The organism is Pseudomonas sp. 05N433, from assembly GCF_056396925.1.
Genome location: NZ_JBFTML010000058.1, coordinates 13,240 through 29,985, shown reverse-complemented (window position 1 = coordinate 29,985; position 16,746 = coordinate 13,240). Strand labels below are relative to the sequence as shown.

Genomic DNA, 16,746 nt, shown 5'->3' with positions numbered 1-16,746 from the left:
GGTGAACGCGGGGCAATATTACCCAATCAATTGATCTGTAACAAGATATTTTGACTCACCATCCAGTTACTAAATCTCGCAACCCATTAAATATCCACACTATTTTTGAGTCATCTACTGAAGAAACCGTTACAGACAATCCCGGACAGCCTTGCGCAGCGTTCCTGACTTGGCCCATGGCGGCCCTTGGTAAAGCGATACCCGGCTGCCATCCTTGGACTTCACGATATCCAGAATTTCGTCAGCTGTGATGACGCTCGGTGCAGTAATCCGATAGCCATTGGAAATCGCTGTTTGCGTCGTTCCAGCAATCTCCTGGCGCCACAATGGCAATACACACCCGGCATATTCCTTGGGCGCCTTATCGCTGTATTTGCTGACATTAGGCTCACCGGGCACCAGGGATGCGGGCAATGAACAGCCCGCCAACGCAGCCAACGCTACTCCCGCTATCAACATCCGCATGATGCTTCTCTATCCTGAAAAACGGGAAATGTAGCCTGTACTTGCGCAGACATCCAGCAAACGCTGGGGCTACGCCGCTATAAAGCAGCTTTTTATACAAAGGCTTCTTATACAGAGGCTTCGCCCTGCCCCGGATCGACCCCCGAGCCGGAATCGGTATACGAACTCGCATTCAGATACTTCATCCACCGCTCGTACGCTTCATGCTGCCATTTCGTGACCCGTTCCCATTCCGGCCCACTGAGCTGATGAGCTGAAATCAACTTCATCATTTCCGTTGTGGCCGCATCCAGGTCCGCGATCAGTTCATGCGCATGGTGTCTGAAATCATCAGTCGCCGTCATTTGAGATACCTCGCCCCAGCGAATAGATCACTACCTCCATACGACAGCAGAGCTGTCCACTCCCGTTGATTTTCCCGACCAGCGGAATACCTCCCATCCCTACCCCTTCACGCACACTACCTGTCGCAACGTATGCAGCACTTCCACCAGATCACGCTGGGCGTGCATGACTTTGTCGATGTCCTTGTAGGCCATCGGGATCTCATCGATGACCGCCGCATCCTTGCGGCATTCCACATGGGCGGTCGCGCGGATCTGGTCGGCGACGGTGAAGGTGTTCTTGGCTTTGGTGCGGCTCATGGTGCGACCGGCGCCGTGGCTGCAGGAACAGAACGATTGCTCGTTGCCGAGGCCGCGAACGATGAAGCTTTTGGCCCCCATGGAACCGGGAATGATCCCCAGCTCGCCCTTCTTCGCCGACACCGCGCCTTTACGGGTGACCAGGATGTCCTCGCCAAAATGCCGCTCTTTCTGCACGTAATTGTGATGGCAGTTCACGGCCTCCAGCGCAACCTCGAAAGGTTTGCGGATCACCTGCCGCGCCGCGTGAATCACCGCTTGCATCATCAAGGCACGGTTCTGCCGGGCGAAGTCCTGAGCCCAACCCACCGCTTCGACGTAGTCATCGAAGTGCCGGCTGCCCTCCTTGAAGTAGGCAAGGTCACGGTCCGGCAGGTTGGCGATGTGCTGGCGCATGTCCGCCTGGGCCAATTGAATGAACAGAGTACCGATGGCATTGCCCACGCCGCGAGAGCCGCTGTGCAGCATGAACCACACGCGATTGGCCTCGTCCAGGCAGACCTCGATGAAGTGGTTACCGGTGCCGAGGGTCCCCAGGTGCTGGCGGTTGTTGGTGCTGGCGAGTTTCGGGTACTTGTCGGTGATCGCCTTGAACCGAGGGTTCAGCGCCGCCCAAGCCTGATCGGCCTGCTGTGGAACGCGTTCCCAGGCGCCTTCGTCACGGCGGCCATGGCTCAACGTGCGGCCATGGGGCACGGCCTTTTCAATGGCAGTGCGCAGACCATGCAGGTTGTCCGGCAAGTCGGCAGCGGTCAGCGAGGTGCGCGCGGCGATCACGCCGCAGCCGATGTCCACGCCCACGGCCGCCGGAATGATCGCGCCCACGGTGGGGATCACGCTGCCGATGGTGGAACCTTTGCCCAGGTGCACGTCCGGCATCACCGCCAGGTGCTTGAAGATGAACGGCATCTTCGCGGTATTGATCAGTTGCTGCCGGGCTTCGCTTTCGACCGGTACGCCTTCGGTCCAGAGTTTGATCGGCTTGCCGTTGGCGACTTCCAGCAGTTGGTAGGCAGGTTGTTGCATGATTTCGACTCTCTTTGGATCAGACGAACATAACGCTCCATCGAGGTAAATGGGATTACTATTTCGTAGCGGGGAATTGCAGGAGGTCATCATGTGGCTTAACGAATATGAACAGCAACTACGGCGCGACCTGCAAGGTGTGGCGTCGGATCTGAGGTGGTCGGCGGTAGAGCTTTTGCGCATCGCAGAGCAGTTGCGTCTGGCCGGCAATGATGTGGACGCAGAGGCGACGCTCAGGCTGTGCTCCTTGTTCCAGGGCGATGAAGAGCGGCTGGCGGGCTATGCTGAAGAAGTGAAAGCAAAAACCATCACGCGAACGAAAGTTCACTAGAGAGCATTGCCATGAACAAGCCTCTATGCGCGCTGATCGCCGTGCTGGCGGCGACAGGTGGCTGTAACACGGAATCGCATATCTACCGGGACCAACCGCTGGTCGCCAAGGTCGAAGCCGGCATGACCAAGGATCAGGTCGAGCAGATTGGCGGCAAGCCGCTATCGATCACCGATCGCACGGTGGAGCCAGGCACTTGCTTTGATTACAAGTTGACCCAGGCCGGCAATCAGCAGCCGTACAGCGTCAGTTTTGATGGCAGGGGCCAGGTCGACCATAAAGCCTTCATGACCTGCGCCGAGTGGAGTCGCGTCCAACAAAAAGCCAGAGCGTATTCCCCGTCCACGGGCGGGATGGGTGGTGGTTACTGAACCCACGACTTTAATAACGAGAAGCCCCGGCGTACCGGGGCTTCAGGCACACTATTTGTCTGATTTGTGGCTACGCGATGATCTGCCCGACCGGGCTCTGTAGGCGGGAAGCGCAGCCGCATAGGCCAGTGCTTCTTCTCGGCTGCCAAAGGATCCAAGCCGGTCACCTTTGGTGCACACCCGCCACGGGCCACTGTTCACGCTGAGTACGTCATAGCCGTTCATGTGCATTTTGGTCAGCATCGGAACGCTCATTAGTCACCTCCATTTCGGCAGTGATAGTCCAGGGTCCACTTAGCTACCTTACACCCGACCTTCACTGAAGTGCCGACCAGACGTCGCGTCAGGATTCCGGCATTCCATTGCACTTTAAACCGCCCTGTCGACTCTAACCCTTGAAGCAGACACGTCTGCGGATTGCGGTCTGAATATTGCATTTTTATGACTGTTTTATGACAACCGGCAGTCAGGTAATCCATGAAAGTACGCGCAACCGTCATTTGCGAGCAGGACCGGCACATTCTCCTGGTGCGCAAACCCAGGGGGCGCTGGACCCTGCCGGGTGGAAAAATCGAGCCTGGCGAAACCATCGCGGGCGCGGCCACAAGAGAGCTTTATGAAGAAACCGGGCTTGGGGTCGACAGCCTGCTGTACTTGATGGAGTTGGACACGACCAGCACCAGGCATCATGTCTACGAGGCATCGGTCATAAACGTGGCCGAGGCGCGGCCCCAGAATGAAATCTTCGACTGCATCTGGTACCCGCTGGACGCCGTCCAGAACCTGAACACAAGCGACGCCACACTCAGAATCGTCAGAGCATTTCAGCGTCGCTTGTAGCTCAACACAGCCGACGCCCTCCTGAAAGGTCAGCCCAGATCGCCGCCACCGACCGGCATGACCATGCCGGTGATATAGGAGGCTTCGTCGCTGGCCAGAAACAGGATAGCGCTGGCCTGTTCATCCAGTGTGCCGTAGCGCTTCATCAAACTGCTGTCGAGGGTCTGGTCGACGATCTGCTGATACCACAGCTTTTCCTGAGCGCTTTGTTCCGCGGTGTTGCGCGGGATCAGCCGCGGCGGCGCTTCGGTGCCACCGGGAGCGGTTGCGTTGACCCGCACCCCACGGCCGGCGGTTTCGAACGCCAGGCACGCGGTCAACGCATTGACCCCGCCCTTCGCTGCACCGTAAGRCACGCGATTGACGCTACGGGTGGCGATGGATGAAACGTTGACGATGGCGCCGTTGCCTTGCTCAAGCATGAACGGCAGCGCGGCATGGCAACACCACAGCGTCGGGAACAATGAACGTCGGACTTCGGCCTCGATCTGCGACTCTTCATAGTGCTCGAAAGGCTTGGCCCAGATCGTGCCGCCGACATTGTTGACCAACACATCGAGGCGCCCGAAGCGCTCGACGGCGGTGCGCATCACCCGGCTGCATTCGCTGTATTGCTCAAGGTCGGCGGTCAGGGCGAGCACCTGGCTGTCCCGCCCCAGTTCTTTCTGCAACTCGAACACCAGATCGGAGCGGTCGACCAGAATCAACCGCGCACCTTCAGCGGCCATGCGTTCCGCCACACGCCGGCCGATGCCTTGGGCGGCACCGGTAATCAGCGCGATTTTTTCGTGGAATCTATTCATGTATCTCTCCCACAACAGCGCGGCTCAGGCCGCGCTGGCGGCAAATTTCTCGTAGTAGAAGTTCGCAGGCGCGATGCCTTGCTCGCGAATGAACTGGCTGACCGCTTCGACCATCGGCGGCGGGCCGCACAGGTAGACATCGACGTCGCCATCGTTCAGATGCCGTGGCTCGATGTGCTGGGTCACGTAGCCCTTGAGCGGGTGCCGACTGTCGGGGTTGGCCACGCAGGCGCTGAAGCTGAAGTTCGGGATTCGTGCGGCAAAGGCTTCCAGTCGATCGATTTCCACCAGGTCGAAATCGTTGGTCACGCCGTAGATCAAATGCAGCGGATGATCGCTGCCCTGCTCGGCGATTTTTTCCAGCATCGCGGTAAACGGCGCCAGACCGGTGCCACCGGCCAGCAGCAGCAAYGGCCGGCGGATATCGCGCAGATAGAAACTGCCCAACGGTCCGGCCAGGCTCATGCTGTCGCCGGCCTTGGCCATGCCGGTCAGGAAACTGCTCATCAAGCCGCCGGGCACGTTGCGAATCAGGAAACTGACTTCGCCGTCACGCTGCAACGAGCTGAACGAATACGCGCGGGTCTGCTCGCTGCCCGGAACCCCGAGGTTCACATACTGCCCCGGCAAAAACGCCAGTTTGCTCAGGGCTTCGCCCTTGATCGACAGTGCGATGGTGCTGTCGGACAGCTGACGCACGGCGCTGATGGTCGCGTCGTAACTGGCCTGACGAGTACGGCAGACATCCGATGAAACCGGCACCCGCACCACGCAATCGCTCTGCGCACGCATCTGGCAAGTCAGGACAAAACCCTGCTGCGCTTCTTCGGCGCTGAGGGCGTCTTCGATGTAGTCCTCGCCCAGGTCGTAGCGCCCGGCTTCGGCGAAACACTTGCAGGTGCCGCAAGCGCCGTCGCGGCAGTCCAGCGGAATATTGATGCCCTGGCGGTACGCGGCATCGGCCACGGTTTCGCCGGCGTTGGCGTCGATGAACCGGGTGACGCCGTCTTCGAAATTGAACGCTATGGAATGAGTCATGACGGCCGCCTCAGAGGTGGTAAACATCGATGACCTGGCGAACGTAGTCGTTCTTCAGGATCACTTTCTTGGCCAAGATCAGCGGGTTCTCACCGCGCACATCCAGGGTGTAGAAACTGCTGCCGAAATAGCTGTCGACGGTCTTGTAGCGAAAGCTCAGGGTGTGCCAGTTGAAACGCACCTTGCACAGGCCGTCGGCCTGTTCGATCAGCTCGATGTTGCTGAGGTTGTGCGAGGTGCGGGTGTCCGGCACGCTGGCACTGGAACGCTCGGTCTTGATACGGAAGATGCGGTCTTCCAGGCCCGTGCGGTTGCCGTACCAGATCAGCGAGATTTCCCGCTGCGGATCGATGGTCAGCTCGTCGTTGTCATCCCAGGACGGCATCCAGAAAGTGGCGTCCGGCGCGTACAACTCCAGCCAGTCGTCCCATTGCTTGTCGTCGAGGTAGCGCGCTTCGCGGTAGAGAAAATCGCGCACCGCGTCATAGGTCATGGTCATTGCACGGCCTCCACTGCAATCAGTTCGGACTGTTCGGCGGCCAGGGCCTTGAGCATGGTCTGCTGCCAATATTTGTGTTGCAGCACGAACAGGCCTTCGTCTTCGGTACGCACCCCGCTGAGCAATGGGTGCAGGTCAATTTCCTTGGCCGCGTCATCGGCGCCTTCAATCCAGTGTTCGGCACCACGGGACATGTCGTTCCAGGTGGTAACGCTGCCCTGGTAGCCGGTCTGGCAGGAGCGAAACTCTTCCAGATCGTCTGGAGTGGCCATGCCACTGACGTTGAAAAAGTCCTCGTACTGCCGAATGCGGCTCGAACGGGCGTGGTCGCTTTCACCTTTGGGGGCGATGCAGTAAATGGTGATTTCGGTGCGGTTGACCGAGATCGGCCGGGCGATGCGAATCTGCGAGCTGAACTGGTCCATCAGGTACACGTTCGGGTACAGGCACAGGTTGCGCGAGTTCTCGATCATCCAGTCGGCGCGAGCCTGGCCGAAGTCCCGGGCCAACTCGTCGCGACGCTCGTACAGCGGACGGTCCTCGGGGTTGGACCAACGGGTCCAGAGCAGCATGTGGCCCTTGTCGAAGGAATAGAAACCACCGCCCTGCTTGGCCCAGGTGCCGGCGCTCATGGTGCGGATGTCTTCGCCCGCTTCGCGCTGTTTGCGCTGATTCTGGGTGGCGGCGTAGTTCCAGTGCACGGAGCTGACGTGATAGCCGTCGGCACCGTTTTCGGCGGTGAGTTTCCAGTTGCCTTCGTAGATGTAACTGGAGGAACCGCGCAGCACTTCCAGGCCATCGGCGGACTGGTCGACGATCATGTCGATGATCTTCGCCGACTCGCCCAAGTGCTCCACCAACGGCACCACGTCGGCCTTGAGACTGCCGAACAGGAAGCCGCGATAGGACTCGAAACGCGCGACTTTGGTCAGGTCGTGGGAGCCTTCGCAATTGAAGCTCGCCGGGTAGCCGGCCGCCGCCGGGTCCTTGACCTTGAGCAGCTTGCCGGAGTTGTTGAAGGTCCAGCCGTGGAACGGGCAGGTGTAGGAGCTCTTGTTGCCGGTCTTGTGCCGGCAGAGCATCGCCCCGCGGTGGCTGCATGCGTTGATAAAGGCATTCAGCACGCCATCCTTGTTGCGCGCGATGAAGATCGACTGGCGCCCCATGGTGGTGGTGTAGAAATCGTTGTTGTTGGGGATCTGGCTTTCGTGCGCCAGGTACAGCCAGTTGCCTTCGAAGATGTGTTCCATCTCGAGGTCGAACAGCCGTGGGTCAGTGAACATCTCGCGCTTGCAGCGATAGATACCCTGTTCAGGGTTTTCTTCAAGCAGGGAGTGAAGGTATTCGGGTCGCAGGGACATGGCCGCAGCCTCCATTGTTTTTATTCAGGCAGGGCMATGCTAGGACGTGGGGATGGGGCGGACTATCCGCGGGGTGCAGACCTGTATCCGTTTTGTGCAAGGGGCGGTCGGTTGTTGATGATTGCCAATGTGGCGAGGGAGCTTGCTCCCGCTGGGCTGCGAAGCGGCCCCCGGCATTCTGTCAGGCACACCGCGTCGGCAGGATTTACGACTGCTGCGCAGCCGAACGGGGGCAAGCCCCCTCGCCACAAGCAAGCCCCCTCGCCACAGGTTATTCGTCAAACGTCTTGGCAATCAATGACGGCGCTTGAGGGTGTCGGAAGGCAATTCGCCGAACTGTTTGCGGTAGCTGTCGGAGAACCGGCCCAGGTGCAGGAAGCCGTAATCCATGGCCACCTCCGTGACATTGCGCACGTTGCAGGTCGGGTCGCTCAGGTTGGCGTGAATACGCTCGAGCTTCTTCTGCCGGATGTAGTTTTTCGGCGTGTCCCCCGCATTGCGTTCGAACAGCCCATACAGCGAACGCAGGCTCATCCGCGCCTGGCGCGCCAGTTCTTCGCTGTCGATGTCTTGCTTGAGGTTACAGGCGATGTAATCGACCAGCGCCTCGAACGTGGCCGAGGCTGAGCCGGGATCGGTGCGCATGACGTTGGTTTTCATCAGGCCCAGCATCTTGCTGACCACGATTTGCGCATAGTGCTCCTGCACGCGAGGAATCGGCTCGGAAGCCTCAGCTTCCTGGCAAATCATCGCCAGCAGACCGACGAAACCTTCCAGTTGATTGAGCTGATAACGGTTTTCCAGAAACCGCACGCCCTGCCCCGGATACCGCCAGCGCTGCTCCTCGCACACCGACTCCAACAGCCGGGTGGGGACTTTCAGGATGAATTTTTCGCAATCACTGGAATAGGTCAGATCCACCGGATCGTCCGGGTTGATCAGCAGCAACTCCCCGGGCGCGAAGTAATGTTCCTGACCGTGGCCACGCCACAGGCAATTGCCGCGCAACAGCACTTGCAAGTGATAGATGCTGTCCAGCGCGCCAGAGGTAACCCGCACGCTGGCGCCATAACTGATGCGGCACAGATCAAGGCTGGCAAACTTGCGATGATCGAGGCTGGCCAGCGGCCGGCCGGCCCTGGGCATCTGCAGGCAATGGTTGCCGACATGCTGATTGACGTAGCCCGACACCGCATACGGGTCGGCATGGTCGAAGATTCTGCTGCGATGACTCAACAATTGCGCTTGCATCATCGGTTCACTCTCATTGTTGTTATCGGTGGCGCCGCCATTCTAGGGTACTGCCCGAAACACAGAAGGCCACGAGATAAACGGTCGGTTATCTCGCGGCCCGGTTCGGCGGGTCGAGGGCATCAGTCCTCGAGTGCGCGGACCCGCTCGTGACGTTGCTGCTCCTCAGGCTGGGCGGACGACTGCAAGGTGAAATCGAAATCGATTTCGGCAAAACGACCGCTCACACCATGGGCCGCCGCACGCTGCGGATCGTCGCTGAAAGTGATCTTGGCGATTAGTTCGTCACGGGTGGCGTAGGCGAAATCGTCATGCAGGTACTGATCGCCATCGAGGTTGATCTGGGTGGTCAGGTGACGATGATCCGGTGCCGAAATAAAGAAGTGAATGTGCGCCGGCCGCTGGCCATGACGGCCCAGTTGATTGAGCAGTTGCTGGGTCGGACCATCCGGCGGGCAGCCGTAGCCCGACGGCACGATGCTACGGAAGCGATAACGGCCCTCGGCATCGGTGACGATCCGGCGACGCAGGTTGAACTCGGACTGGGTGGTGTCGAAGTACGAATAGGTGCCGCCGGTGTTGGCGTGCCAGACATCCACCACCGCCCCGGCCAGCGGTTCGCCAGCGGTATTGAACACCCGGCCCTGCATGAACAGAGTCACACCCGGATCGACGCCGTCATCGAGACGCGCTTCGCCTTGCGACAGCGGTGCACCCGCCACATACAGCGGCCCCTCGATGGTCCGCGGGGTGCCGCCGGATTTGCCGGCCTGCTCGTCTTCGGCATCCATCAACAGGTCGAGGTAATGCTCAAGACCGAGCCCGGCAACCAACAGACCGGCCTCCTGCCGCGCGCCCAGCACGTTGAGGTAATTGACGGCTTTCCAGAATTCTTCCGGGGTCACGGCCAGGTCTTCGATGATGTTCACCGAATCACGCAGGATGCGGTAAACCAGCGCTTTGACCCGCGGATCGCCGGCCTCGTTGAGCAGGCCGCTGGCTTCTTCGAGAAACTTCTGGACACTGGCGGTGTGGGAAATCTTGACGTTCATGGTGGATCCTCATCTTGTAATTATTAGCGTAGCGAACTGAACAGGCTGGGTTCAGCGGTCATCCTCGCGAATGGAAGAAGGATGCCGGCACAGCGCGTTGACCTCGATGGCCATGTACGGGTACAGCGGCAATTGCATCAGTAGGTCGTGCAGTTCCTGAACGCTGTCGACATCGAACACGCTGTAATTGGCATAGAGCCCGGCGATGCGCCACAGATGACGCCACTTGCCTTGCTCTTGCAGGCGCTGGGCCAGGGCTTTCTCGTCTGCCTTGAGCTGAGCGGCGCGCTCCGGGTTCATGTCGACCGGTAAATTCACGGTCATTTTTACGTGAAACAGCATGATGCCCTCCTCAGGCTTGATGAACGACAGTGGAACTTTTGTCCCGACGGAAAAACGCCAGGCGTTCTTCATCCAGGGTCAGGCCCAGCCCCGGTGTTGACGGGACGTGCAGTTGGAAATCGCGGTAGACCAAGGGCTCGCTGAGGATGTCTTCGGTCAGCAGCAGCGGGCCGAACAATTCGGTATCCCAGCTCAAGGTATTCAGTGTGACAAAGGCATGGGCCGAGGCCAGCGTGCCGATTCCGCCTTCGAGCATGGTGCCGCCGTACAGGCCGATACCGGCCGCCTCGGCAATCGCGGCGGTTCGCAGCACGGCGCGCGGGCCGCCGTTCTTGGCGATTTTCAGAGCGAACACCGAAGCGGCGCCTTCCCGTGCCAGGTTAAAGGCATCTTCCACGCATTCGATGGATTCATCGGCCATGATCGGCGCCGGGCTCATGGCATTCAGGCGCACCATCCCGGCGCGGTTATTGCGCGAGATCGGTTGTTCGATCAGGTCGATGCCGTTGGTGCCGAGGATCCGGCAGGCCCGCAGAGCGACTGCTTCGTCCCAGGCCTGATTGACATCGACCCGCACGCTGGCGCGATCGCCCAAGGCCTTTTTGATCGCAATAACGTGAGCCAGGTCGCGGTTGACCTCTCCGGCGCCGATTTTCAGCTTGAAGATCCGGTGGCGGCGCAGGTCGAGCATTTTTTCCGCTTCGGCAATGTCCTTGGCGGTGTCGCCGCTGGCCAGGGTCCAGGCCACCGGCAATGCATCGCGAACCCGTCCGCCCAACAGTTCACTGACCGACAGGCCAAGGCGCTTGCCCTGGGCGTCGAGCAAGGCGCTTTCGATACCCGATTTGGCGAAGGTGTTGCCACGAATGCTGCGCTCCAGGCGCAACATCGCGGCATTCACATTGCCGCTGTCCTGGCTGATCAGCAGTGGCGCGAAGTGTTTGTCGATGTTGGTCTTGATGCTGTCCGGGCTTTCGTTGCCGTAGGCCAGGCCGCCGATGGTGGTCGACTCACCGATACCCTCAATGCCATCGGCACAGCGCACCCGAATGATCACCAGGGTCTGGTTCTGCATGGTGTGCATCGCCAGCTTGTGTGGGCGAATGGTCGGCAGATCGACGATGATCGTCTCGATCGATTCAATGGCTGTTGCAAGCATGTCGCGATACCCGTCAGGTTCTTAAAGTTCTGGAACCGATTCTGGTACGGCTTTTTTCGGGAAGCCAATATAGAATTGGTCTGACTCGATACCTTAAAGGTATTTAACAGATCGACGTCCGGAGGCCCCATGGAACTGCGTCACCTGCGATATTTTCAGGTGCTGGCTCAAACCCTCAACTTCACCCGCGCCGCCGAACTGCTGCACATCGCCCAACCGCCGCTGAGCCGGCAGATCCAGCAGCTGGAAGACGAACTCGGGGTACTGCTGCTGGAGCGCGGCCGACCGTTGAAGCTGACCGACGCCGGGCGTTTTTTCCATGAACACTCCACCGCCCTGCTCGAACAACTGGGCAAGGTCTGCGACAACACGCGGCGGATCGGCCTGGGCGAAAAGACCTGGCTGGGMATCGGCTTTGCGCCCTCGACCCTCTATGGCGTGCTGCCGGAACTGATTCGCCGGTTGCGCAGCGGCGAGCCTCTGGCGCTGGAATTGGGGCTCTCGGAAATGACCACGTTGCAACAGGTGCAGGCGCTCAAGGCCGGGCGTATCGATATCGGCTTCGGGCGCATCCGCATCGACGACCCGGCCATCCTGCAGACCGTGCTCACCGAAGACCGACTGGTGGCCGCCCTCCCCGCCGGCCACCCGCTCCTCGCCAGGCCCATCAGCCTTCGGGAACTGGCCAAGGAACCCTTTGTGCTCTATCCCGGCAACCCGCGCCCGAGTTACGCCGACCACGTGATCGCATTGTTCGAAGCCAGTGGCGTGCACATCAAGGTGGCGCAATGGACCAACGAGCTGCAAACGGCGATTGGTCTGGTGGGGGCGGGAATCGGGGTGACGCTGGTACCGGCCTCGGTGCAGTTGCTGCACCGCGACGACATTGGCTTCACTCCGGTGCTGGAAGACAACGCGATCTCGCCGATTATTCTCAGCAGGCGCGTGGGCGATGTGTCGCCGGGGTTGAATCATTGCTTGCAGATGATCGATGAACTGCTGCCGCGCGACAGTTGAGCCGTAAATGCAATCCGTAGCAGCTGTCGAGCCCCAGCGAGGCTGCGTAGCGGTCGTGAATCCGGCTAATGCGGTCTGCCTGATGTATCGCGATCTCCGATTTTACGACTGCTACGCAGCCGAACGCAGCCTTCGGCAGCTGCTACAAGAAGTCGCGGTTAGGCCACGACACCGGCGAACGCTCGGCGACCGGCACGCATTTCTGTACGAAGTTCGCCAATCAGGTTGGAAATATCGCGAACACTGATCAGTTTGTCGGGGGATACGCCGGTGATCAACAACTCAATCCGCCCGGTGCTCTGATCGAAAACCTTGATCCGCAAGGTTTCATCATGGTTCACGGTGCATTCGCAGGAGAGCGGCTTGAAACCGGACTCGACAATCTGGCAAAGCTGCTCAATTGAAACCATGACAGACGCCCCTCCATGGACGGTTTTCCGATTGGATCCACTGAGATTAGTCCAGCTTGCGCAATGCGCCAGCGGGTTCAGTGAGCATCCCCATCCCATATCCAATTCCAGATCCCCGGCAAACGAACAGGCTCGGAACTCTGCTTGACGGTGCGCGCCATGGCCGCCCGCTGTAGCGCTGCCGTGTCGTCGTAAAACGGTTTCTGCGCCGTGGCCAGACCGGTGGCGTTGGCACTGTCGAGGAGGATTTGCAGGTATTCGCGGGCATGCCGGGCGGTGTAGCGGTTGAGGTCGTGAAAGGTCACCACCACCGGGATCACCCCGTCCACCGTCGGCAACTCGCCAAGGGCGATGCGCTCGCGCACTTCCGACAGCTGCCGCAACATATTGGCCCGCCGCCGAGGGCTGGCGTTGAAGCCCCAGATCTTGCCGTCATTGGCGCTCAGGTCGGTCAGCAGTACATGCATGCCATGCTGTTGGTAGGCGGCGAAGGTGCGTTTGTCGTAGTTCCAGAACGGCGGACGCACCAGGTTCGGTGGAGTGCCAGTGATCGCGGCGATGTCTGCGCTGCCGTTGGTCAGCGACTGTTCCAGTTGTTCCGGCTCCAGGGAGCGATGGTTGGTGTGGTGGGGAGTGGCCGTGTGAAAGCCCAACAGGTGACCTTCGGCCTGTTCGCGCCGCATGAGTTGGCGCCCCACGTCACTGCCGCCGGCGCCCGAGGCTCGGGTCTGCACGAAGAACACGGCTTTGATGTCCGGTTGCAGCGGATTGTGCGCCAGGCTGTCGAGTACAGTGGCGGTCGGGTTGTAAAAACCGGACGCGCTGGGCCCGTCGTCGAAGGTCAGCAGAAAGCGGATCGGCGCCTGCGCTTGCAGACGCTGTTGCGTCTGCGGCGTCATCTCAATGGGCGCGGCGATGCAGCCAAACAGGCCGACGGCGATGGCGAATACGGATAGAACCTTGATCAACTGCTTCATGTTTTGCCTTGGGCCAGACCTTGCGACCGTCACGTTTAATGGCAAAAACCCCTCGCCCATTCATCCTTCGACCGGCCCGCCAATCGCTGCGAGCCGAGGTTGGATAAGGGTACACAGTGTTTGGTTCCAGCGCCTGCTCCCCAGGTGATTGCATTTCAAGCTACAAGAACTAAAAAGCCCCGCCATCAATTGGCGGGGCTTTGGGGATGTGCAAACCGATCAGGGCTTCAGCGGGTGTTCCTGGTCGCGGTCCGACAGCTCTTTGCCGTCGTCGGGGTGCTTCCAGTCCGGCGTCGAACGCTTCTGCCGCTCGATTTCTTCCTCCGTCGGTTCATCGGTCTCATCATCCAGGTCCGGACGCTTTGGTTCAGTGGCCATGTCCACCTCCCGTCCTCAAGGGATCATCCGTTAAGCGTAGAACAGTTTCGCCTCGGACGACTCAGAGCCACCAGCGCAGCAAAAAGAAAAAGCCCATGCTCAACAACATGCTGAGCAGAGTATTGCGGGTGTAAAGCACCAGGCCCACGGCCACCAGCGAACTGATCAGGTAGGGGTTGTCCCACTGCAGGTTCAACTGTTTGTCGGGCATGAACACAATCGGCCCGCAGATCGCGGTGAGCATGCCCGGCACCGCAAAACCGAGGAACTGCCGGGCATTGCTGCTCAAGCGCACCGGCAGCCGAGGTTCGAGAAAGACGTAGCGGTTCAGGAACACCAGCAGGCCCATCCCGATAATCACAGCCCAGACCATCATGTGCGCCCCACGTAGAGTTTGTTGCAGATAAAGCCCGCCGTCATGCCCGCCAACCCCGACAGCACCAGCGCCGAGCCCCATTGCCAATAGCTGAACAGCACCGAACAGAACAGCGAGACCGCCACGCAGACCACCGTCGGAACGTTGCGCACCACCGGCGTGATCAAGGCGATAAACGTCGCGGCGATGGAGAAATCCAGCCCCAGGTGTTCGAGGCCCGGAATGCTGCTGCCCAGCACAATGCCCGCCAGGGTGAAGAGGTTCCATGCGATGTAAAACGTCAGGCCCACGCCGAGGGCGTACCAGCGGTTGAACTGCTGTTTGTCATGCTGACTGGTCAGGGCGAACAACTCGTCGGTGAGCAAAAAGCCCAGCCCGATACGCCAGCGGCCCGGCAACGGGGAAATCACCGAACGCATGCTCATTCCGTACAGCAAATGCTGGGAGGTCARCAGCAACGTGGTCAACAGAATCGAAAAGACCCCGGCGCCGCCCTTGAGCATGCCGATGGCGACCAATTGCGCCGCGCCGGCAAACACGATGCTCGACAGCCCCTGGCCTTGCAGGGGCGTGAGGTTGGCCTCGATGGCCATGGAACCGGCCAGCAACCCCCAGGGCGCGGTCGCCAGGGACAACGGCATGATGGCCGCGGCGCCACGAAGGAATGCAGTACGCGGCATGAATGAGTTGGACATAACGCTCTACAACCAGGAAAAGTCTTCAGACTGTGCCAGCAGTCATGGCCGATGGCTTGAACAATCTTGCGCACTTGCAACGACTTCACGATTGACAAATACCCCGTCGGCTTTTAAAACTGGCGCCTCATTCAGGGTGTAAGCAACCATGTCCGCAACCTTCAACCTCAACACTGTCGTCATTGGCTTGATTGCCAAGGCGCAAGGTTGCGTTGCGCACGCCCCTAAATCGAAGAAACAGTCGCTCATGTGACCGGGGCGCGCTGTCCCGTCAGATGAGCTGACAGGACATTGAGCGCGACGGACACCCCTCCTCTTGCTGACTTCCTTCTACGCTTCTGACGGTGACGAAATCGGTCAACCTTCAGGAGAAAGTGCATGTCATCGTTTCAAGGTATCTGGGTTCCCATCGTTACGCCGTTTCACAATGGCGCGATCGACTTCGCCGGATTGCGGCGGCTGGTCAGTCATCTGCTGGAAAAAGGCGTCGATGGCATAGTGGTCTGCGGCACCACCGGGGAAGCCGCGGCGCTGGCCAAACATGAACAACTGGCGGTGCTCGATGCGGTGCTGGAACAGGTTCCACCAGAACGCGTGGTCATGGGCCTGGCCGGCAACAACCTCACCGAGTTGCTGCAATTTCAAAGCGAAATCCTGAAGCGTCCCCTGGCGGGCTTGCTGGTGCCGCCGCCCTACTACATCCGCCCTTCCCAGGCCGGCCTCGAAGCCTTTTTCAAGACCGTCGCCGATGCGTCCAGCGCCCCGATTATTCTCTACGACATCCCCTATCGCACCGGCATAGCCTTCGAGCAGGCGACCCTGCTCCGGATCGTCGCCCATGAGCGGATCGTCGCGATCAAGGACTGCGGCGGCAACCCAGCCAACACCTTGGCACTGCTCTCCAGCGGTAACGTCGACGTGCTGTGCGGCGAAGATAATCAGATCTTCGGCGCGCTATGCCTGGGGGCCAAAGGCGCAATTGCCGCCTCGGCCCATGTTCATCCCGAGCTGTTCGTGACGCTGTATCAACAGCTTCGCGACAACCGCTTAGCGGCCGGCCGAACGACCTTCTTCCAGTTGCTGCCACTGATCCACAGCCTGTTCATCGAGCCCAATCCCGCCCCGGTGAAAACTGCCCTGGCCCTTGAAGGATTTATCCGCGACGAGCTGCGAGCGCCGATGCAACGCAGCAGTGAAAGCACGACGGTGCGTTTGAAAGAAGTACTGACAGCGCTTGAAGGCGGCAATCGATAGAGCACAAGCGTCCAGCCCGAGTACCATGGAGCGATTCACCCAACACGTCAGGGAATCGACATGCTTTACCGAATCGCCGCCGACGGGCTGGTGCTGTCTCACTTGTTGTTCATTCTGTTCGTGCTGTTCGGCGGGCTGCTGGTGCTCAAATGGCGCCACCTGATCTGGTGGCACCTGCCCGCCGCTGCATGGGGTGTGATCGTGGAAATCTTCCACCTGGCGTGCCCACTCACCGAATGGGAAAACCGCATGCGCCACGCGGCCGGGCAAACCGGTTACGGTGGCGGTTTTATCGAGCATTACGTGTGGCCGATTATTTACCCGGCCGGGCTGACGCCCACGATTCAACTGGCACTGGGCAGCGTGGTGTTGGCGCTCAACGTGCTGATCTATGCGCGGCTGTTCCGGCAATGGAAGCATCCGACCCGTTCAGGCAGTAACCACCGGTCCGGTTGAA

Annotated in this window: 23 protein-coding genes; 6 read left to right on the top strand and 17 right to left on the bottom strand. The window is 59.9% G+C overall.

Features of this window, described 5'->3' with window-relative positions; all coding sequences use genetic code 11:
• Positions 1–129: 129 nt before the first annotated feature.
• The 3 genes from AC1DIS_RS24950 to AC1DIS_RS24940 all read right to left on the bottom strand — a co-directional run bounded on the left by AC1DIS_RS24950 (position 130) and on the right by AC1DIS_RS24940 (position 2,135).
• Positions 130–465 carry a hypothetical protein gene (locus AC1DIS_RS24950; protein ID WP_064617054.1) on the bottom strand — a complete coding sequence of 112 codons (336 nt, stop codon included), beginning with the start codon at positions 463–465 and terminating at the stop codon, positions 130–132.
• A gap of 107 nt (positions 466–572) precedes the next feature.
• Positions 573–809, bottom strand: a complete 237-nt coding sequence (locus tag AC1DIS_RS24945) for a hypothetical protein (protein ID WP_018927984.1) — start codon at positions 807–809, stop codon at positions 573–575.
• A gap of 99 nt (positions 810–908) precedes the next feature.
• Positions 909–2,135, bottom strand: a complete 1,227-nt coding sequence (locus tag AC1DIS_RS24940) for an RtcB family protein (protein ID WP_477744579.1) — start codon at positions 2,133–2,135, stop codon at positions 909–911.
• A gap of 91 nt (positions 2,136–2,226) precedes the next feature.
• Here AC1DIS_RS24940 and AC1DIS_RS24935 point away from each other — a divergent pair, with 91 nt between their 5' ends.
• On the top strand, positions 2,227–2,466 hold the full coding sequence (locus AC1DIS_RS24935; RefSeq protein WP_018927986.1) for a hypothetical protein: 240 nt from the start codon (positions 2,227–2,229) through the stop codon (positions 2,464–2,466).
• Positions 2,467–2,477: 11 nt separating this feature from the next.
• Positions 2,478–2,837: an osmotically-inducible lipoprotein OsmE gene (osmE, locus tag AC1DIS_RS24930; RefSeq protein ID WP_457327001.1), complete on the top strand. Its 360-nt coding sequence runs from the start codon at positions 2,478–2,480 to the stop codon at positions 2,835–2,837.
• Between the two features lie 51 nt (positions 2,838–2,888).
• Here osmE and AC1DIS_RS24925 read toward each other — a convergent pair whose 3' ends face one another.
• On the bottom strand, positions 2,889–3,092 hold the full coding sequence (locus tag AC1DIS_RS24925) for a hypothetical protein (protein ID WP_007941550.1): 204 nt from the start codon (positions 3,090–3,092) through the stop codon (positions 2,889–2,891).
• Positions 3,093–3,314: 222 nt separating this feature from the next.
• On the opposite strand from AC1DIS_RS24925, the gene AC1DIS_RS24920 reads away from it, so the two are divergent.
• Entirely contained in the window at positions 3,315–3,677 is a 363-nt protein-coding gene (locus AC1DIS_RS24920) for an NUDIX hydrolase (RefSeq protein ID WP_018927988.1), read from the top strand.
• Between the two features lie 29 nt (positions 3,678–3,706).
• Here AC1DIS_RS24920 and AC1DIS_RS24915 read toward each other — a convergent pair whose 3' ends face one another.
• The 8 genes from AC1DIS_RS24915 to AC1DIS_RS24880 all read right to left on the bottom strand — a co-directional run bounded on the left by AC1DIS_RS24915 (position 3,707) and on the right by AC1DIS_RS24880 (position 11,182).
• The gene (locus tag AC1DIS_RS24915; RefSeq protein ID WP_477781143.1) at positions 3,707–4,480 is read right to left on the bottom strand and encodes a 1,6-dihydroxycyclohexa-2,4-diene-1-carboxylate dehydrogenase; all 774 of its coding nucleotides are present in this window, start codon (positions 4,478–4,480) and stop codon (positions 3,707–3,709) included.
• Between the two features lie 24 nt (positions 4,481–4,504).
• The gene (gene benC, locus AC1DIS_RS24910; protein WP_064617052.1) at positions 4,505–5,518 is read right to left on the bottom strand and encodes a benzoate 1,2-dioxygenase electron transfer component BenC; all 1,014 of its coding nucleotides are present in this window, start codon (positions 5,516–5,518) and stop codon (positions 4,505–4,507) included.
• A 10-nt stretch (positions 5,519–5,528) separates the two neighbouring features.
• Positions 5,529–6,017: a benzoate 1,2-dioxygenase small subunit gene (gene benB / locus AC1DIS_RS24905; protein ID WP_018927991.1), complete on the bottom strand. Its 489-nt coding sequence runs from the start codon at positions 6,015–6,017 to the stop codon at positions 5,529–5,531.
• Positions 6,014–7,378 carry a benzoate 1,2-dioxygenase large subunit gene (benA, locus tag AC1DIS_RS24900; protein ID WP_019649241.1) on the bottom strand — a complete coding sequence of 455 codons (1,365 nt, stop codon included), beginning with the start codon at positions 7,376–7,378 and terminating at the stop codon, positions 6,014–6,016. Before benA ends, benB begins: the two co-directional genes overlap by 4 nt.
• Positions 7,379–7,672: 294 nt before the next feature.
• Positions 7,673–8,632, bottom strand: coding sequence for an AraC family transcriptional regulator (locus AC1DIS_RS24895; protein ID WP_018927993.1), 960 nt, complete (start codon positions 8,630–8,632; stop codon positions 7,673–7,675).
• Positions 8,633–8,751: 119 nt separating this feature from the next.
• Positions 8,752–9,681, bottom strand: coding sequence for a catechol 1,2-dioxygenase (gene catA / locus AC1DIS_RS24890; RefSeq protein WP_018927994.1), 930 nt, complete (start codon positions 9,679–9,681; stop codon positions 8,752–8,754).
• A 51-nt stretch (positions 9,682–9,732) separates the two neighbouring features.
• Positions 9,733–10,023, bottom strand: a complete 291-nt coding sequence (gene catC / locus AC1DIS_RS24885; RefSeq protein ID WP_007936026.1) for a muconolactone Delta-isomerase — start codon at positions 10,021–10,023, stop codon at positions 9,733–9,735.
• Positions 10,024–10,033: 10 nt separating this feature from the next.
• Positions 10,034–11,182, bottom strand: coding sequence for a muconate cycloisomerase family protein (locus AC1DIS_RS24880; RefSeq protein WP_064617049.1), 1,149 nt, complete (start codon positions 11,180–11,182; stop codon positions 10,034–10,036).
• Positions 11,183–11,311: 129 nt separating this feature from the next.
• Between AC1DIS_RS24880 and AC1DIS_RS24875 the strand changes: the two genes are divergently transcribed.
• Positions 11,312–12,199, top strand: a complete 888-nt coding sequence (locus tag AC1DIS_RS24875; protein ID WP_111453841.1) for a LysR family transcriptional regulator — start codon at positions 11,312–11,314, stop codon at positions 12,197–12,199.
• A gap of 158 nt (positions 12,200–12,357) precedes the next feature.
• Here the strand turns inward: AC1DIS_RS24875 and AC1DIS_RS24870 are convergent, their stop codons facing one another.
• The 5 genes from AC1DIS_RS24870 to AC1DIS_RS24850 all read right to left on the bottom strand — a co-directional run bounded on the left by AC1DIS_RS24870 (position 12,358) and on the right by AC1DIS_RS24850 (position 15,035).
• On the bottom strand, positions 12,358–12,609 hold the full coding sequence (locus tag AC1DIS_RS24870; protein WP_018927997.1) for a DUF1652 domain-containing protein: 252 nt from the start codon (positions 12,607–12,609) through the stop codon (positions 12,358–12,360).
• A 77-nt stretch (positions 12,610–12,686) separates the two neighbouring features.
• Positions 12,687–13,586 (bottom strand): polysaccharide deacetylase family protein, encoded by a 900-nt coding sequence (locus tag AC1DIS_RS24865; protein ID WP_477745582.1) that lies wholly within the window; start codon positions 13,584–13,586, stop codon positions 12,687–12,689.
• A gap of 219 nt (positions 13,587–13,805) precedes the next feature.
• Positions 13,806–13,964: a hypothetical protein gene (locus AC1DIS_RS24860; RefSeq protein ID WP_018927999.1), complete on the bottom strand. Its 159-nt coding sequence runs from the start codon at positions 13,962–13,964 to the stop codon at positions 13,806–13,808.
• Positions 13,965–14,025: 61 nt separating this feature from the next.
• Positions 14,026–14,337 carry an AzlD domain-containing protein gene (locus AC1DIS_RS24855; protein ID WP_162830927.1) on the bottom strand — a complete coding sequence of 104 codons (312 nt, stop codon included), beginning with the start codon at positions 14,335–14,337 and terminating at the stop codon, positions 14,026–14,028.
• On the bottom strand, positions 14,337–15,035 hold the full coding sequence (locus AC1DIS_RS24850; RefSeq protein ID WP_018928001.1) for an AzlC family ABC transporter permease: 699 nt from the start codon (positions 15,033–15,035) through the stop codon (positions 14,337–14,339). Before AC1DIS_RS24850 ends, AC1DIS_RS24855 begins: the two co-directional genes overlap by 1 nt.
• A gap of 378 nt (positions 15,036–15,413) precedes the next feature.
• Here AC1DIS_RS24850 and dapA point away from each other — a divergent pair, with 378 nt between their 5' ends.
• Both dapA and AC1DIS_RS24840 read left to right on the top strand, forming a co-directional pair.
• On the top strand, positions 15,414–16,289 hold the full coding sequence (gene dapA / locus AC1DIS_RS24845) for a 4-hydroxy-tetrahydrodipicolinate synthase (RefSeq protein WP_111453838.1): 876 nt from the start codon (positions 15,414–15,416) through the stop codon (positions 16,287–16,289).
• A gap of 60 nt (positions 16,290–16,349) precedes the next feature.
• Positions 16,350–16,745 (top strand): DUF2784 domain-containing protein, encoded by a 396-nt coding sequence (locus tag AC1DIS_RS24840; protein WP_111453837.1) that lies wholly within the window; start codon positions 16,350–16,352, stop codon positions 16,743–16,745.
• Position 16,746 lies beyond the last annotated feature (1 nt).

Coding starts and splice junctions, on each gene's coding strand:
- AC1DIS_RS24950 (WP_064617054.1), bottom strand. CDS start 465: ATGCGGATGTTGATAGCGGGAGTAGCGTTGGCTGCGTTGGCGGGCTGT.
- AC1DIS_RS24865 (WP_477745582.1), bottom strand. CDS start 13,586: ATGAAGCAGTTGATCAAGGTTCTATCCGTATTCGCCATCGCCGTCGGC.
- AC1DIS_RS24920 (WP_018927988.1), top strand. CDS start 3,315: ATGAAAGTACGCGCAACCGTCATTTGCGAGCAGGACCGGCACATTCTC.
- dapA (WP_111453838.1), top strand. CDS start 15,414: ATGTCATCGTTTCAAGGTATCTGGGTTCCCATCGTTACGCCGTTTCAC.
- AC1DIS_RS24855 (WP_162830927.1), bottom strand. CDS start 14,337: ATGGTCTGGGCTGTGATTATCGGGATGGGCCTGCTGGTGTTCCTGAAC.
- AC1DIS_RS24925 (WP_007941550.1), bottom strand. CDS start 3,092: ATGAGCGTTCCGATGCTGACCAAAATGCACATGAACGGCTATGACGTA.
- AC1DIS_RS24870 (WP_018927997.1), bottom strand. CDS start 12,609: ATGGTTTCAATTGAGCAGCTTTGCCAGATTGTCGAGTCCGGTTTCAAG.
- AC1DIS_RS24940 (WP_477744579.1), bottom strand. CDS start 2,135: ATGCAACAACCTGCCTACCAACTGCTGGAAGTCGCCAACGGCAAGCCG.
- benA (WP_019649241.1), bottom strand. CDS start 7,378: ATGTCCCTGCGACCCGAATACCTTCACTCCCTGCTTGAAGAAAACCCT.
- AC1DIS_RS24945 (WP_018927984.1), bottom strand. CDS start 809: ATGACGGCGACTGATGATTTCAGACACCATGCGCATGAACTGATCGCG.
- catA (WP_018927994.1), bottom strand. CDS start 9,681: ATGAACGTCAAGATTTCCCACACCGCCAGTGTCCAGAAGTTTCTCGAA.
- osmE (WP_457327001.1), top strand. CDS start 2,478: ATGAACAAGCCTCTATGCGCGCTGATCGCCGTGCTGGCGGCGACAGGT.
- AC1DIS_RS24880 (WP_064617049.1), bottom strand. CDS start 11,182: ATGCTTGCAACAGCCATTGAATCGATCGAGACGATCATCGTCGATCTG.
- AC1DIS_RS24895 (WP_018927993.1), bottom strand. CDS start 8,632: ATGATGCAAGCGCAATTGTTGAGTCATCGCAGCAGAATCTTCGACCAT.
- AC1DIS_RS24860 (WP_018927999.1), bottom strand. CDS start 13,964: ATGGCCACTGAACCAAAGCGTCCGGACCTGGATGATGAGACCGATGAA.
- benB (WP_018927991.1), bottom strand. CDS start 6,017: ATGACCATGACCTATGACGCGGTGCGCGATTTTCTCTACCGCGAAGCG.
- AC1DIS_RS24840 (WP_111453837.1), top strand. CDS start 16,350: ATGCTTTACCGAATCGCCGCCGACGGGCTGGTGCTGTCTCACTTGTTG.
- catC (WP_007936026.1), bottom strand. CDS start 10,023: ATGCTGTTTCACGTAAAAATGACCGTGAATTTACCGGTCGACATGAAC.
- AC1DIS_RS24935 (WP_018927986.1), top strand. CDS start 2,227: ATGTGGCTTAACGAATATGAACAGCAACTACGGCGCGACCTGCAAGGT.